The organism is Cupriavidus sp. 96C5-1 (genome assembly GCF_057798855.1).
Map to the genome: position 1 here is coordinate 1 of NZ_JBYOJU010000033.1, position 15966 is coordinate 15966.

13 protein-coding genes are annotated in these 15966 nt (G+C 67.6%); 9 read left to right on the forward strand and 4 right to left on the reverse strand.

The features are described from left to right. Positions 1-674, reverse strand: a 674-nt coding sequence (locus tag AC3FOF_RS29425) for a hydrolase (RefSeq protein WP_488728594.1), incomplete at its 3' end; no start/stop codon positions are given. Between the two features lie 337 nt (positions 675-1011). Then, complete coding sequence (locus AC3FOF_RS29430) at positions 1012-1353, reverse strand: hypothetical protein (RefSeq protein WP_488728595.1); 342 nt, start codon at positions 1351-1353, stop codon at positions 1012-1014. 381 nt (positions 1354-1734) lie between these two features. Between AC3FOF_RS29430 and AC3FOF_RS29435 the strand changes: the two genes are divergently transcribed. From AC3FOF_RS29435 to AC3FOF_RS29475, 9 genes are all read left to right on the forward strand, one after another. After that, a complete protein-coding gene (locus AC3FOF_RS29435) occupies positions 1735-2388 on the forward strand; it encodes a response regulator transcription factor (protein WP_488728596.1) in 654 nt (217 codons plus the stop codon). 255 nt (positions 2389-2643) lie between these two features. After that, positions 2644-3015, forward strand: coding sequence for a response regulator (locus AC3FOF_RS29440; RefSeq protein ID WP_017231111.1), 372 nt, complete (start codon positions 2644-2646; stop codon positions 3013-3015). A 296-nt stretch (positions 3016-3311) separates the two neighbouring features. Next, positions 3312-4250: a dioxygenase family protein gene (locus AC3FOF_RS29445; RefSeq protein ID WP_488728597.1), complete on the forward strand. Its 939-nt coding sequence runs from the start codon at positions 3312-3314 to the stop codon at positions 4248-4250. Positions 4251-4290: 40 nt separating this feature from the next. Beyond that, on the forward strand, positions 4291-5040 hold the full coding sequence (locus AC3FOF_RS29450) for an SDR family NAD(P)-dependent oxidoreductase (RefSeq protein ID WP_488728598.1): 750 nt from the start codon (positions 4291-4293) through the stop codon (positions 5038-5040). A gap of 54 nt (positions 5041-5094) precedes the next feature. Further along, the gene (locus tag AC3FOF_RS29455; protein WP_488728599.1) at positions 5095-5979 is read left to right on the forward strand and encodes a beta-keto acid cleavage family enzyme; all 885 of its coding nucleotides are present in this window, start codon (positions 5095-5097) and stop codon (positions 5977-5979) included. Between the two features lie 41 nt (positions 5980-6020). After that, a complete protein-coding gene (locus AC3FOF_RS29460) occupies positions 6021-6998 on the forward strand; it encodes a quinone oxidoreductase family protein (protein ID WP_488728600.1) in 978 nt (325 codons plus the stop codon). After that, positions 6995-7330, forward strand: a complete 336-nt coding sequence (locus tag AC3FOF_RS29465; protein ID WP_017225506.1) for a cupin domain-containing protein — start codon at positions 6995-6997, stop codon at positions 7328-7330. The genes AC3FOF_RS29460 and AC3FOF_RS29465 overlap by 4 nt, the downstream gene beginning before the upstream one ends. 91 nt (positions 7331-7421) lie before the next feature. After that, positions 7422-8426, forward strand: coding sequence for a tripartite tricarboxylate transporter substrate binding protein (locus AC3FOF_RS29470; protein ID WP_017225507.1), 1005 nt, complete (start codon positions 7422-7424; stop codon positions 8424-8426). A 119-nt stretch (positions 8427-8545) separates the two neighbouring features. After that, entirely contained in the window at positions 8546-9574 is a 1029-nt protein-coding gene (locus AC3FOF_RS29475) for a LacI family DNA-binding transcriptional regulator (protein ID WP_488728601.1), read from the forward strand. Between the two features lie 433 nt (positions 9575-10007). Here AC3FOF_RS29475 and AC3FOF_RS29480 read toward each other — a convergent pair whose 3' ends face one another. Continuing rightward, entirely contained in the window at positions 10008-14102 is a 4095-nt protein-coding gene (locus AC3FOF_RS29480) for an ATP-binding protein (RefSeq protein ID WP_488728602.1), read from the reverse strand. 216 nt (positions 14103-14318) lie between these two features. Beyond that, positions 14319-15905 carry an MFS transporter gene (locus AC3FOF_RS29485; protein WP_488728603.1) on the reverse strand — a complete coding sequence of 529 codons (1587 nt, stop codon included), beginning with the start codon at positions 15903-15905 and terminating at the stop codon, positions 14319-14321. Positions 15906-15966 lie beyond the last annotated feature (61 nt).

The following is a 15966-nucleotide window of genomic DNA, read 5'->3' on the forward strand; positions in this document are numbered from 1 at the left end:
ACCGGGGCGATGGACTCGTGCGGGGTGGCGGTGCGCTGGGGCGCCTTGTGGACCATGGTGTAGGCATAGTCCACGCCCATGCCGTAGGCGCCGGAATGCTCCTTGACCAGTTTCATCACGGCGTCATAAGTGTCGCGATGGGCCCAGTCGCGCTGCCATTCGAGCAGCACCTGCTGCCAGGTCACGGGCACGACGCCGGCCTGGACCATGCGCTGCATGGCATAGTCGTGGGCCTCCTTGCTGGTGCCGCCGGAGGCGTCGGCCACCATGTAGATCTCGTAGTCCGCGTCGTGCATGGCCGACAGGGCGAAGGTGGTGTTGCAGACCTCGGTCCACAGGCCGGAGACGATGACCTTCTTGCGGCCGTTGGCGGCCAGCGCATCGCGCACCTTCTGGTCGTCCCAGGAGTTCATGGAGGTGCGTTCCAGGGTCTTCTGGCCGGGGAAGACGTCGAGCAGCTCGGGGTAGGTGAAGCCGGAGAAGGATTCGCTCTCCACCGTGGTGATGGTGGTGGGGATGTTGAAGATCCTGGCGGCCTTGGCCAGCCCGACCGCGTTGTTCTTCAGTGCCTGACGGTCCATCGACTGTACCCCGAAGGCCATCTGCGGCTGCTGGTCGATGAAGATCAGCTGGCTGTTCTGCGGGGTCAGCACTTCGAGCTTGGCTTTGGTCATGATGTCTTCCTGAATCCTGAAGTTTGGGGGGGCGGAACCTGTGCTGCCTCGGCGCCGGGTGGCACCTGACGGCTAGCGCGGGCCGGTTGCTGCAAGGTGCGGCCGCTGCCGCCATGCGGCTCGCGACGCGCGGTAATGCGCGTTAGACGCTTGCTCGAGCAACCCGACAGAAGGCTAAACCCGCGGATTCGCTGCGGCCATTGTCCATTCGTATTATTCGCTTGCCGCGAAAGTGTGGGCGGCGGGTGTCACGCTCTGCGACGCGCCCGGCCGGCACGTCGAGCGATGGTGCGATGCCGCAGACGGCCAGGTCGCGCGGCCGCCTGCCGGTACCGACTCAGGCGTTGGCGCCTTCGCTGAAGGGATCCAGCTTGCCGCTGCGGGCGCCGTCGCTGTACGGGTCGAAGCTGCGGGCGGGGGCAGCAGACACGCCGGCACGATCCAGGCCCGCAACGCGAGCGCCATCGGTGAACGAATCGGCCTTGCCGCGGGTGCCTTCGGTGAAGGTGTCCAACTTGCCGTTGCGCGCGCCGCCGGTATAGACGTCATGGCTGCGGAACGTGTAGCCGTACGTGTCGGCGGCACTCGATTCACGTGCGCCGGCAGTCTGCGCCGCGCCAAAGGTGGCCAGCGACAGCAGCACGGTGGAAGCGATCTTGAGGGCGGTGACCTTGGTCATGATTTCTCTCCAGCTTCTATATTCGTTGAGTTTTGTAGAACATCGCGTTTTCGTAGCGCGCCGTTCATGTGCATAACTATAAGAGGTGGTTCAGTGATGGAATGCAGGTTGTTACGGATAAATCATTCAATTTTTTTGAGTTTAGCTTGAGCGCTTATGAGCAGCGACCGGGGTCAATGGCGGCGAAGGTGGCAATTGAGGGGCATGCGATTTCCATGTGCGCGATGGAAAAGCGCAATAAAACAAAGCGCAGCACAAATTGACAAGGCAATCGCGCGCGCATGGGGTAGATTCCACGCGTAGACGCCGAGCAGCCCTGTTCAGCGGCCGGCAGAAGCGGTAGCCGTTGCCGCAAGCGAGAGGGAAAGGGAGGAAGGGATCGTGTCACTGCAAATCCTGGAGCCGGTCGAACTGGATGCCCGCGACGATGCCTTGGTGCTTGTCGTTGATGACGACGCAATGCTGCGCCATGCGCTGGGCAGCCTTTTCCGCTCGGTCGGCATGGATGTCGCGCTGTTCGGCTCGGCGGCGGAGGTGCTCGAGTTCAGCATGCCCGACGTGCCGTGCTGCCTGGTGCTGGACGTCCGCCTACGCGGCCCGAGCGGACTTGACCTGCAGGGGCGCCTGTCGCAGCGGGGCATCCACGTGCCCATCATCTTCATGACGGGCTATGGCGACATTGCCATGACGGTGGCAGCCATGAAGGCCGGCGCCGAAGACTTCATAACGAAGCCTTTCCGCGACCAGGACCTGCTCGATGCGGTATCGGGGGCGCTTGAGAAGGACCACCGCCACCGCGAGGCCAGGCGCCGCGAGCAAGCGCTGCGCGCCACCTTCGAGACGCTGACGCCGCGCGAGTCGGAAGTGATGTCGATGGCGGTGTCGGGCATGATGAACAAGCAGATTGCCGGTCGGATGGGCATCAGCGAGGTCACGGTGAAAATCCACCGCGGACAGGCCATGCGCAAGATGAAGGCGCGTACCTTTGCCGGCCTGGTGCTGATGGCGCAACAACTCGGCATCTGTCACACCTAGCGCATGCACGCAGGGACATCAGACCTTGGTATGACTGACCGCGCGCCTGGCAGCGACTAGGATGGCGGCATGCGGTCCTCTGGCGCCCATCGGTGGCGCAGGGCCGGCAGGACGATTGCGCGCGGCGCCCGGCACGGATAGATGCGTGCATCTGACTCCGACAGGGCGGCAGCGACCACAGGATGAGCTCACCGGGGCGAGGACACCCTATGCGGACGCACGGCGCTTTGCGCGCGGTCAGGTCGAGGTAGTCGCTTGCACAAGCATCGTTTGGTCGCCATCGTTGACGACGACGAATCGGTCCGGCTTGCCACGTCGAGCCTGGTGCGGTCTCTTGGCTGGGAGGTCCGCCTGTTCGCTTCGGCGATCGAGTTCCTCGATTCCGGTTGCGCGGCGGAGGTTGCATGCGTGATTTCGGACATCCAGATGCCCGGCATGGCAGGCCTGGAGATGCAGAAGCGGCTGGCGGCCAACCGCATCCTGGTGCCGGTGATCTTCATTACAGCGTTCTGCACCCAGGCGATCCGCAAGCAGGCGATGGAGAACGGCGCGCTGTGCTTCCTGTGCAAGCCGGTGGACGGCGCGGAGATACAGGCCTGCCTGGACAGGGTCGTGCGAGGCGTCTGAGTGGCGTGCCCACCGGGGCGGAGGAACGCCGAATGTAAGAAGACCCCACCGCTCGATCCAGTTTGCCCCGATCCATTCAGGCAGGTGTACTGAATCGCCGCCTGACAGCGCCGCATCTCGCGGTTGACCGACGCTGCTGGTCGCCCCCAAGCGCCACGAGCAATCCGGGAGCCGCTATCAGCGCCTGCCTATAGCGGGCCGCATTCGGCAAAGCCAGGTCGCAGATTTCTCTTGACCAAACTCATTTCTGAACCATAATTGCAAACGTTTGCTGCAAACGTTTGCAAGGAGTGGAGATGGAGACAGAAGACAAGGACAAGATGCGCGGCGTCAATGGGCCGCTGGCGCTGATCGAAGACGAGCACTCGGTGACGCGGATCGTGCAAGCCGCCATGGCGCGGACATCCGATCCGCGCCTGCGCATCATGATGGAAGCGCTGGTCCGGCACCTGCATGACTTCCTGCGCGAAGTGCGGCCGAGCGACGAGGAGTTCGAGCAAGGGCTCGAATTCCTCGCCGCGCTGGGCCATGCCACCCATGCCACCAACAATGAGGTGGTGCTGGCGGCGGACGTGTTCGGCTTATCGACCCTGGTCACGGTGATGAACAACAGCACGCGGGACGGCTGCACGCCTGGCGCGCTGCTAGGGCCGTTCTACCGCGCCAATGCACCGGGCTACGACTGTGGCGACTGCGTCGTGCGGGACGACGCGCCGGGCCTGCCGCTGTTCGTGCGCGGCACCGTGCGGGCCACCGACGGCACGCCGCTCGCCGGCGCCTTGGTCGAGGTCTGGCAAGCCTCGACCGTTGGCCTCTACGACAACCAGGACCCGAACCAGCCGGACCACAATTTGCGCGGTCGCTTCCACACCGACGCACAGGGCGGCTACCACTTCCGTACCGTGCGGCCTGCCGGCTATCCGGTGCCGACCGACGGCCCGGTCGGCACCTTGCTGGCCGCGCAGCGGCGCCACCCATACCGGCCGGCCCACATCCACTTCATCGTCGCGGCGCCCGGCTACCGCACGCTGGTCACCCAGGTCTTCGCCGACGAGCCGCAAGCGCTCGAATCCGACGTCACTTTCGGCGTGCATCGCCAGCTGGTCGGCCAGCTCGAACGGGTGGAGCACGGAGACAGCCCCTGGGGTGACCTGCCGGCACCGTACTACACGCTGGATTTCGATTTCACGCTCGAGCCCGGGGAGCAGACCTTCCCCAAGCCGCCGATCGACTGAGCCCTGACTTCTTCCTTTGGCACCAAGCCACTACGACACCATGAATCTCTCCCCTCTTTCCGCAAAGGTCGCCGTGATTCTCGGCGGCACCGGCGGTATCGGCTTCGCGGCCGGCAATACGCTGGCCCAGCTCGGCGCCAGCATCGTGCTGGCCGGCCGCCACCAGGATGGCGCGGACAGCGCCGCCGCGGCGCTGCCGGCCGGCAACCACCTGGCGGGCGTCGCCGACATCGGCGACAGCGCGTCGCTGCGTGAACTGGCCGAGGCGGTCCACCATCACTACGGCCGGGTCGACATCCTGGTCAACGCAGCCGGATTCACGCGCGCGGTCCCGCACTCCGACCTCGATGCGCTAGACGATGCCATGATCGACGAACTGTTCGCGATCAACTGGCGCGGCCAGTTCGCCGCCATCCGCGCCTTCGCCCCCTATCTGCGCGCCAGCGGAGCCGGGCTGGTGGTCAACGTGGGATCGATCGCCGGGCGGACCGGGCAAGGCAGCAACGTGGCCTACTGCGCGGCCAAGGCCGGGCTCGATGTCATGGCCATGTCGCTGGGCCGCGCGCTGGCACCCGAGATCCGAGTGCTCAACGTCTCGCCCGGCGTGGTCGACACCGAGTTCGTTCCCGGCCGCGACGCCGCCTTCAACGAGCGCGCGGCGAAGACCACGCCGCTGCGCCGCATCGGGCAGGCGCAGGACGTCGCCGACGCCATCGCCGCCTGTGCCACCTCGCTGCGCTTCACCACGGGGACCACCATCGTGGTCGACGGCGGGCGCCATCTCGGCTAGCAGGGCCACCGCCCCCGCCTTTACCTCACAGTCAACCTTTCCACACCCACACCCATGCACGTACGCAAAACCATCATCACCTGCGCCGTGACCGGCAATATCGTCACGCCCGGACAGCATCCCGGCCTGCCGGTCACGCCGGAGCAGATCGCCGACGCCGCACTGGAGGCGGCCGAGGCCGGCGCTGCCGCCGCGCACATCCACGTGCGCGACCCCGAGACCGGCCGGCCCTCGATGTCGCTCGACTACTACGCCGACGTCATGGACCGCATCCGCCGGCGCAACCGCACCCTGATCATCAACCTCACCACCGGGCCGGGCGGCCGCTTCGTGCCGAGCGAGGACGAGCCGCGCGTGGCGGCAGCAGGCACCACGCTGCTGCACCCCGCCAAGCGTGTCGAGCACATCGCCGCGCTGCGGCCCGATGTCTGTTCGCTGGACCTGAACACCATGAACTCCGGCGCCGATGTCGTCATCAACACGCCGGCCAATGTGCGCAAGATGGCCAAGGTGATCCGCGAGGCCGGCGTGATGCCTGAGCTGGAAATCTTCGATTCCGGTGATCTCAACATGGCGCTGGATTTCCTGCGCGAGGGCGTGCTCGACGGCCCCGGCCTGTGGACTTTCGTACTCGGCGTCAAATACGGCTTCGCGGCCACGCCGGAAGCCCTCTTCTATGCCCGCAGCATGCTGCCGGCCGGCGCACACTGGTCCGCCTTCGGCATCGGCCGCGCCGAGTTTCCCATTGTCGCGCAGGCATGGCTCGCGGGTGGCCATGTGCGGGTCGGGCTGGAAGACAACATCTTCCTGGAAAAGGGCGTGCTGGCGCCGGACAACGCCGCGCTGGTCGCCAAGGCGCGCGACATCGTCAAATCGCTGGGCGGTGAGATCGCCTCGGCGGACGAGGCCCGCCACACCCTCGGCCTGCGCGAGGCGTGAGCCGCGCCCCCTCCCTCATCAACGACACCACAGGACATCACGTGAACACGATCCAAGTCAGCCGCAAGGCTCCCGATATCGACACCCTGCAACTCGAGTTGCTCAACCTGCCGCGCCCGGCCTGCGAAGACGGCCAGTGCGTGATCGAGGTCGCCAGCGCCGGCGTCAACCCGAGCGACGTCAAGGCGACGCTCGGGCTGATGCCGCACGCCATCTGGCCCCGCACGCCCGGGCGCGACTTCGCCGGCACCGTGGTCGACGGCCCCGCCGCACTGCTCGGCCGTGAGGTCTGGGGCAGCGGCGGCGAACTGGGCATCCGCCGCGATGGCACGCACGGCCGCTACCTGCGCCTGGCCGCGCAGGCCGTGCGCGAGAAGCCGGCGACCGTCTCGCTGCTGGAAGCCGGCGCGGTCGGCGTGCCGTTCATCACCGCCTATGAAGGCCTGCGCCGCGCGGGCATGCCGGGCGCAGGCAGCATCGTGCTGGTCTGCGGCGGCAACGGCAAAGTCGGCCAGGCCACGATCCAGATCGCCACCGCGCTGGGCGCACGCGTGTTCGCCGTCGAACGCACCACCGCGGCCTACCGTGGCCACACCAGCAGCCCGGTGCGGATGATCGACGCCAGCCGCGAGTCCATCGCCGAGGTAGTGCGCGCCGAGACCGGCGGCCATGGGGCCGACATCGTCTACAACACCGTCGGCAGCCCCTATTTCGAGCAGGCCAACCAGGCCATGGCGATCGGCGCCGCGCAGATCTTCATCTCCACGATCGAGCGCCCGGTTCCCTTCGACATCTTCGCCTTCTACCGCGGCCAGCACACCTATGTCGGCGTCGATACGCTAGCGCTGGACAGCATCGCCTGCGCAGCCATCCTCGACCACCTGGCGCCGCTGTTCGCGAGCGGCGCGCTCAAGCCGTTCCCGGTGCTGCCGGACTACCGCTACGCACTCGCCCAGGCCAAGGACGCCTATCGCGCGGTGCTGCTGGGCGCGCCCGAGCGCGTGGTGCTGGTGCCATGAACACGACCCGCTTCGCGCAGGCGCCGGCCTACTTCCCGCCGCATCACGATGGCATGCATTGCCTGCGGCTGCAGGGACACGAGGCCGGTCCCTCAACCGCGCTGTGGATGGGCGTCTCGGTGCTGCTGCCCGGCGGGCATACGTCGATGGACGCCTCGCCGCTGGAAAAGCATTACGTTGTACTCGAAGGCGAGGTCTGCATCAGCACGCCGGAGGAGACCGTCACGCTGCAGCAGTTTGATTCGGTCCGGCTCGCGCCGGGCGAGGCGCGCGAGGTCTCGAACCCGTCGAACCGGCCGGCCATGCTGCTGCTTGCCATGCCCTACGCGTAACACGGCCGCGGGCAGACGCCGGCATTCCGTTCCGGGCCTGGCCTGGCCTGGCCTGGCCTGGCAACGAACAAACATAATGAGGAGACAAACAATGCTACGCTTTTTCTCATCCAAGATCCGCGCGACTGGCACCGCCCTCGTCCTGGCCACGGTGGCGCCCGCCCTGCTGGCGCCTGTGACGGCTGCCCAGGCGCAAGGACCTTATCCGAGCAAGCCCATCCGGCTGGTGGTTCCCTTTTCCGCGGGAAGCGCAACCGACATCCTGGCGCGCATCATCGGCGCCAAGCTGAGCGAAAGCGGCTACCGGATCGTTGTGGAGAACCGACCCGGCGCCGGCGGTACCTTGGGCGCCACCAACACGGCCAAGGCCGCGCCGGACGGCTACACGCTGGCATTGGTGTCCGTCGGCCATGCCATTAACGCCACGCTCTATCCGCGCCTGCCCTACGATACGCTGAAGGACTTCGCCCCGGTATCCATGGTGGCGACCGTACCCAACGTGCTGGTGGTGAGCGCCACCGGCCCCTACCACTCGGTGCGCGACATCCTTGCCGCGGCCAAGGCCAAACCAGGCACCGTCAACTTCGACTCCGCCGGATCCGGCAGCTCCACCCACCTGAGCGGCGAACTGTTCAAGATGCTGGCCGCTATCGACATCCTCCATATTCCCTACAAGGGCACCGGCGAGGCGCTGACAGACATCATGGCCGGCCGTGCCGATTTCATGTTCGCGCCGTCGGTGTCGGCCATGCCCTTCGTCAAGCAAGGCAAACTCAGGGCACTTGCCGTTGCCACCGCTCAACGCGCCGGCACGCTGCCGGACATCCCCACCGTGGCCGAATCCGGCCTTCCCGGCTATGCCTTCGATTCCTGGTTCGGCATCCTCGCGCCAGCGGGGACGCCACGGGAGATCGTCGACGCGCTCAACGCACAGATCGGCAAGGCGCTAGCGGCACCGGACGTGCGCGAGCGGCTCGCGGCGCAGGGCGCCGACGCCAAAGGCTCCACGCCGCAGGCCTTCGACGCCTACATCCGCGCGGAGGTCGCGAAGCTCGCACCGGTGGTTCGGCAGGCCGGCATTCGAGGGGGGCAATAGCCAACGCACGCCGGCGGGGTCGCAGGCTGGCAGGTCCGCGCCGCCGCGGGGCGAATCCAGGCGCGGAATAGAATGACATCTTCTCCATCCCCTGCACTGCGATTCCATATCCCGTCGTCATGACCGAACGCAAACGCCTCACACTCAAAGACCTGGCCGCTGAGATCAATGTCCACTATTCCACCGTCTCACGGGTGATGAATCCGGCCACGCGGCACCTGGTGGCCGACGAAGTCGCAGCGCGCATCCTGGAGGTGGCCGAAGCGCGCGGATTCCGTCCCAACCGGATCGCGGCGGGGTTGCGCACGCAGCGCTCCGGGCTCGTCGGCGTGGTGCTGCCCGATATCGCAAACCCGGTGTTCCCACCTATCCTGGCTGGTATCGAAGCCGTGCTGGCCCAGCAGGGCTATGTGCCGATCGTGGTCAATGTCGGCATCGACAAGGCTCGCCAGCGTTTCGTGATCGACCAGTTGATCGGCCGCCAGGTCGAGGGATTGCTGCTGGCCACGGCCGAGCGCGACGATCCCATCCTCGCCTACTGTCTCAAGCAGCGCATCCCGGTGGTCATGATCAACCGCGGCGAAGACACCGGACGGGCATCGTGCGTGGTCAGCAACAACCTGCTGGCCATGCGCCTCACCGTCGACCATTTGATCGCGCAGGGCCACCGCCGGATCGGGCACATCGCGGGGCCGGCAGCCCTGTCTACCGGTTTCCAGCGCCGCGAGGGCTTCCTCAAGGCTGTCCGGCGACACCGCCTGCGCCGTGAGGAATGGCAGGTGATCGAAGCCGGAAGCTATTCACGGGAGGCGGGCCGGCAGGCTTGCGCGCATCTGATCGACAGCCTCCCCGGCATAACCGCCATTGCCGCCGGCAACGACCTCATTGCCATGGGATGCTATGACTTCCTGCGCGAGCAGGGCTTGCGCTGCCCCGACGACATTTCGGTGGTCGGCCACAACGACATGCCCTTCGTCGACGCGCTGACGCCGCCGCTGACGACGGTCCGCATCCCCGCGCACCAGATGGGAGAAGACGCCGCTCGGCTCCTGCTGCAACAGATCGGCGCGCCGGCATCGGAAGCTGTCACTGTCGAACTGACGCCGGAACTGATCGTGCGCGGATCGACCGGCCGGCCTTGCGCATAAGCGACCACGATCATGCCGTACCCAGACACGAAGGACATCGTTGCGCACGGGCGAAAGCAAACGCCGGCTCGGGACGGTCGAGCTGAACGCGCGCGGCACCTCCCTCGGCTTCGGTGAAGACACGCAGTTCCTTGTGCGGTGCTGGCACGTGCCCCCGGGCGGCATGCCGCCATCCTAGCCGCCGCGCGTCGCGCATTCAGTCATACCAAGGTCAGTTGTCGTGCGAATACATCCGCGAATACCGGTCCATGCCGGTGACCTGACGGGAACTGGCCGGCAGCCGCTCCTTCGACGCGGCAGTGCACGAGGGCACTCCGCGCAGGCATCTTGGCCACCGCCGGCGCACTCGCGCTTCCGGGTCGTGCGCCAAGCCACGCCTGCAACGTGTTCGGGCCTATGCGCGAAGCCGTCGTCGTCGCGTCCCCGGCAGCGATCATGGCTCGGCCTGATGCGCCGGCAGCGTGAAGCAGAAGGCCGCGCCGCTCCGCTGCCCGCCTGCCATACCATCGTGCACCGGCGATTCCACCCAGATGCTGCCGCCGTGCGCCTCCAGGATCGAGCGACAAATTGACAGGCCCATGCCCAGCCCCTCCTTGCGCGTGGTGTAAAACGCATCGAACACCTTGTCGAGCTGGCCCGGCTCTATGCCTGGACCACTGTCTTCCACCCGCAGCCGCACCTTGTCATCGTCGTGCCGCGCCAGGCTGACCAGCAGCTCGTGCTCACGCTCGGGCCACGTCGACATGGACTGGATTGCATTGACCAGCAGGTTGATGATCACCTGCTGCACCTGAATGCGGTCCCCAAGCACATCGGGAAGTCCAGGCGCCCGTTGCTGGACAATGGCGACACCATACGACGCAGCCTGGTGCCGCACCATCGACAGCGTCTCGTCCACCAGCTCGCCGAGCGCGAAAGGCAGCGGGCGGACATCGTCCTTGCGCGCCAGTGCGCGGATGCGCCGGATCACCTCACTCGCGCGCAGCCCCTCGGCGATCATGTTCTCCACCGCATTGCGCGCCTCGCCCATGTCGGGCTCGGCACGATCGATCCAGCGCAGGCAAGCGCCGCCGTAGGTGACGATGCTGGTCAGCGGCTGGTTGACCTCATGTGCGATCGACGCGGCCAGCTCGCCCAGGGTCGTCACACGCGACATGTACGCCAGCTCTGCCTGCACGCGCTCGCGCTCCTGGTTCTGCCTGAGAAGCTCGTCATACAGCCGCGCATTCTCCAGCGAGATGGCAGCCTGCGAAGCCAGCATCGCCAGCAGATTGACGCGGAGCCCGCTGAACAACCCATCGGCAAGATTGTTCTCCAGATAGAGCAACCCCAACAGCTCGCCCTGCTTGACCAGCACCAGGCAGGCCGCCGAGCGCACGCAGCGCTGCTGCACGTCCGCGTCCTGGCCGAAGCGCGCATGCGTCTTGGCGTTGTCGAGCATCAGGTCCGCGCGCGCCACGAGTGCCGCCTCGACGATAGTGTGGGGATAGGCGGCCGCGCCGGGATCCCGATCGACCGCGATGCCTGTGGGCAGCGTGCACGCCTGTGCGGCCAGCTGCAGCGCGCCGTCCTGCCATAGGAACAGCAGAGCGCGCTGTGCGGCGGCATGCTCCAGTGTGGTGGTCAGCAAAGCCTCGATCAAGCTGTCGAGCCGCATTTCACCGGCGAGCACCTGGCTGGCGCGGATGACGGTGTCCAGGTCCAGCTGCCCGGGCGGCCCGATATACGTGACGGGCGGGGCGGCCGCGACATGGGGGCGCCGCTGGGCGCCGCGCTCGAGGCCCCGGCCGCCGGTGTCGAATGCGCACGCGCGCGCTTCGAGCTTCTCCGCCAGCCCTCCCGCTCCCCAGCGGCAGTAGGCATCGCTGCCCCGGCGCAGGTAGGCGATGGCCAAGGCGTACAGCCCCTGCTCGAAGGCGCAGCGCGCGCACGATTCGTACGCCAGCGCTTCATCGTGCAGCAGGTCCTGCTCGCGCGCCAAGTGCGCGGCCTGTTCGTAGCGGCGCATGGCCAGTAGCGGATCGCCCGCCATGCGTGCATCCTCGGCCGCCAGCATGGCTGAGCGCGCACCGAAATTGGCTGGATTCTGTCGCGCCCATGCATCGATCTGCTGCCGGTGCTGAGCAAAGGCAGCCATACGCTCAGCCTGCGCGGCGCCCATGGCATGCGGCGCCCACGCCAGCACCAGCGCGCCAAAAAAGTGATAATCCACGACCTCCAGGCAGTACGGCACCGCCCACAGCCGCTGTTCTGCCTTGGCCGCGGCGTCCAGCGCACCGCCCCAGTCTTCCACCGCGAAGCAGGCCTGCAGCTTGCGGATCCAGTAACAGCAGGCCGCCGACGACAGGCAGGGGGCATCATTCAATCGCGCCTCGATCTCCCGGGGCGACGGTTCGTCGGCTTCCCGCGTCACCCAGCCCGGCACGTGGCCGCGCAATACCGCCACATAGCGGCCCTGGGCGCTCAGAATGTCCGCCACGCGCCCTTGCGCGAAGGTCAGGCCGGTGCGGATCCTGGCCTCGATGTCGGCCAGCGGCTCCGCGCAGGCCAGCATGTGGGTGACGAGCTGACTGTGGCAGTGGGCCGCGAAGGGCAAATCGCCGCTCTGCCGTCCCTCGTCGAGGCTGCACTCGATCAGCCGGCGACCGCCGCGCAGCGGCTGAGTCCAGGGCAGCAGCAGCGCACCAAAGCAAAGCTGCACCTTGGAGCGGAATCGGCCCATGCCCTCCTGTGCCGCCAGCGCCAGGCCGACCCGGCCCAGGCGGTAGCCCTGCGCGTAGGCGCCCAGGCGCGGCCCGAGCGACATCCCGAGGTGCACGTATGCCAAGCAGGAGGCTTCTTCGTTGCCGTGCACCAAGCTGATGGCGGCCATCCATATCGGGATCAGATCGCGCAGATTGCGATCCATCAGCGACGCTGGCGGCATCATCTCGGTCAGGACGCCCATGGTGGCACGCCATGCCGGGTCTTGCATGCGCGGAAGATCGCCCAGCGCCTCGATCGGCCTGTCGCCCAGCATCCGCATGAAACGCAGGTACTCATGTTCTACCTGCGCCTCGGTGTCGGACAGGAAATCCAGCCCCATGGTGCGGATAAACGCCAGCCCGGCCTGCATGGCCTGGTCGGGCTGATCGAGCGCGCTATGCACGGCCACCCGCAGGCGCGCGACGGCGGCCAGCTCCTGCGGCGCCGATGCGCGGGCGCTCAGTTTGGCCAGCGTGGCTGCGGCGGCGGGCAGCGCGCCGTAGGCGGCTTCCTGGATCTGGTCGTCGGCAAACCGGTAGCCGTCGTCGACGGCTACCACGAGGCCCGCCGCCACCGCCGGCGCCAGCAGGCCGGCGAGATCGGCCTGCCCGGTCCCCAAGGCTTCCGCTGCGGTCGCCCAGGAAACGGCGCTACCTAGGCAAGACAGTGCACTCAGCGTTGCCTGCGCGTCGCGCGGCAAGCGCTTCAGCGCCTCACCGAGGCAGAAGGCGTCGGCCAGGGCGGGGTTGCCGTTGCCGGCGGAGCCGCCGGCCGGTGCGCAGCCAGCCATCGGTGCCCGTGAATCCGGCGCCATGGCGTGGCGATGCAAGCGGCGAAGCCCGTCCGGTTCGCGCCCGCGCCCGTCGAGCGAGGTCGGTACAGCGAGTCCGGACGCGCGCGGCAAGGTGCAGGCGTCAGCGGGCACATTCAGGCTGCCGCACGCGTGCCAAGTGTCGCGATAGAAGCGCAGATCGGCGGCGAGCGCGGACGCGCGCGCATAGCGTTCCGCCGGGATCTTTGCCAGCAGGCGCATGACCATGGCCGACAGCGCTGCCGGCACGCCGGCATTTCGTTCGGCCGGGGCCACCGGCTGTCGCGCGAGATGGCTGTGCACCCAGGCGACCGGCTCGCTGGCCTCCAGCGGCAGCGCACCGGTCAGCATCTGGTAGAAGGTCACGCCCAGCGCGTAGAGATCCGCGCGTGCGTCGACGGCGAACTCGCCGCGGCCGACTTGTTCCGGCGCCATATAGGCAAGCGTACCTGCCAGAACAGGAGCCGGCCCCGTCCCTACCTTGCCGGACGATGCCACCGTAGCGAGGCCGAAACCGGTGATCCAGGCGCGCTGTCGGTCGGGCGCCACCAGCAGATGCGCCGGCTTGATGTCCATATGGATCAGGCCCGCGTCGTGCATCGCCGCCATGGCTTCCGCCACGGCGACGGCAGTGTCGAGGAAGTCCCCCGTCTGGAACGGCATGCCCATCGACAGGGCAAGCGGTACGCCGCCCGGGTCGGCCGCCGCCAGGGCTGGCCGGCCCTCGTAACGTGTCAGCGCCGTTGGCACTACCGCCCATCCCAAAGCCAGCATCTGCCGCAAGGCATATTCACGTTCGAGGCGTCGCTGCACCGCACTCACGTCGGCAGAGGTGCCCACCATCGCCAGCAGCAGCGGTTCGCATCCCGCCGCAGTGCCACGCAGCAAGGCGACGTCACTGTCCAGCAGATAGGTGAACTGGTAGTGCTGCAACGGATTCACCGATCCAGAGGGGGCGTCATCGAAGTTCAAGTGCAGGCGATCTGTCCTGGCAGGTCCGAGCCGGGAAGTATAGCCGCCTGCCCGCCGGCCTGTCACGGAGACGCAGTGGCCTGGCGGCCTCGCTGATTCCTCCGGCCGCGAAGAACGGCCGGCGCCATCATCGCCGTGCATGGCATCGGCGCGCCGCGCTATACCGGCATCGCTGCGTCGCGAGGGCCGGTCAATGGGCTGGCGCGGCCGCGGCCTTCATTGCGGCGCGGCCAGATGCCGTGCGGCAGGGGGCTGCGCCCCGCGATGAAACGCCTGCACACGCGTCTGGATCGCCATATCGTTCATGGTGTGTCGCTCATGCTGGCGCAGATGCTCGAGCCATGACTCCACCAGGAAGGTCTCGATGAAGCGCCCGGGTGTGGCCAAATCCTCGTACACGCCCCAGGATAATGCCCCGCCGCGCCGGCGGATCCGGCGCATCTCCTGCACCTCTCTGGCGAACTCGGCGGCCTGCTCCGGCGCGACGTCGTACTCCACGCAGATCATCACCGGTCCCTGGTCCGGCGATACCTCCAGCGAGCCGTGACGCAGGAAGCCCGACGGCGACAGGTCCAGCCCGGGCGAAAGGCCCAAGCGCCAGCGCAGTGCCGTGGTGCTGGCCAGCACCAACGCGGCGGCGGCGATCGCCAGGGCCGTGGGAACGCCGAGCAGGCCAGCGGTCCTGCCCCACAATGCGCTACCAGCGGTCATGGCGCCAAAGAACACCATCAGGTAGACGGCCAGCGCGCGCGCCTTGACCCAGCCCGCCGCACTGCGCTGGGCCGCCACATTCAAAGTCGATAGCATTGCGATCCATGCCAGCCCTGCAAACAGCAGCGCCCCCGCCAGCAGCCAGACGTTGCGTACATAGGCCAGCGCCAGCAGGCTCAGCGCGAACAACAGGCTGGCCAGCACCGTCAGGCGGTCGGGAGACAGCCGTCCCTGCAGCCTGGGCAGCAGCAGGGCGCCGCCGACCGCGCCCAGGCCGATGCTGGTCAGCAGTCCGCCGTAGCCGCCCGGGCCCAGCCCGAGCTCCTGCCGCGCCACCAGCGGCAGCAGTGCCCAGCCGGCGCTGCCGAACAGGAAGAATGCCACCGCCCGCACCAGCACGACCCGCAGCAGCGGCGCAGCCTCCACATAGCGCAAGCCCGCGCGAACCGCCGAGAAGAAGTGCTCGGGCGGCAGGTTGCGTCGGGTCGGCTCCGGTTTCCACCAGAACAGCACCAGTACCACGCCCAGCACCGACAGCGCATTGAGCAGGAACACTGCGGCCGGACCGGACAGGGACAGGATCAGGCCGCCCAGCGCCGGACCGATGGCACGGCTGATATTGATACCAAGCGAGTTCAGCGCGATCGCCGGCGGCAGGTCGGCCTTGTCCACCAATTGCGGCACGATGGCCTGGAACGGCGGTGAGCTCATGGCTGCGCCCGTACTCAGCAGGAAAGCGGACAGCAGCAGCAGATGTGTGTTGACCAGCCCCGCGAGCGCGAGCACGCCCAGCGCCAGCGCCACTGCCAGCGTCCACAACTGCGCGAAGATCAGGTAGCGACGGCGGTCAACGATATCGGCCAGCACGCCGGACGGCAGCGCGAACAGAAACATCGGCAGGCTGCCGGCGGCCTGCACCAGCGCCACCATCAGCGGGTCGGGATCGAGCGAGGTCATCATCCAGCTCGCACCGACGTCGTTCATCCACGTGCCTACATTGGAGGCCACGGTGGCGATCCACAGCATGCGGAAGGCGCGGTGCCGCAGCGGGCTCCACGGAGAGGCGGCGGTGGCGGCGTGGGATTGGGTCATGGAAAAATCGTTGGTTGGCCCGAGGCCCCTGCCGACCGACCACCGCGTGGCCGGCGGCAGG

Excerpts from the sequence above, each read along its gene's own strand:
- AC3FOF_RS29485 (WP_488728603.1), bottom strand. The coding sequence starts at position 15,905 with ATGACCCAATCCCACGCCGCCACCGCCGCCTCTCCGTGGAGCCCGCTG.
- AC3FOF_RS29455 (WP_488728599.1), top strand. The coding sequence starts at position 5,095 with ATGCACGTACGCAAAACCATCATCACCTGCGCCGTGACCGGCAATATC.
- AC3FOF_RS29430 (WP_488728595.1), bottom strand. The coding sequence starts at position 1,353 with ATGACCAAGGTCACCGCCCTCAAGATCGCTTCCACCGTGCTGCTGTCG.
- AC3FOF_RS29445 (WP_488728597.1), top strand. The coding sequence starts at position 3,312 with ATGGAGACAGAAGACAAGGACAAGATGCGCGGCGTCAATGGGCCGCTG.
- AC3FOF_RS29475 (WP_488728601.1), top strand. The coding sequence starts at position 8,546 with ATGACCGAACGCAAACGCCTCACACTCAAAGACCTGGCCGCTGAGATC.
- AC3FOF_RS29470 (WP_017225507.1), top strand. The coding sequence starts at position 7,422 with ATGCTACGCTTTTTCTCATCCAAGATCCGCGCGACTGGCACCGCCCTC.
- AC3FOF_RS29465 (WP_017225506.1), top strand. The coding sequence starts at position 6,995 with ATGAACACGACCCGCTTCGCGCAGGCGCCGGCCTACTTCCCGCCGCAT.
- AC3FOF_RS29450 (WP_488728598.1), top strand. The coding sequence starts at position 4,291 with ATGAATCTCTCCCCTCTTTCCGCAAAGGTCGCCGTGATTCTCGGCGGC.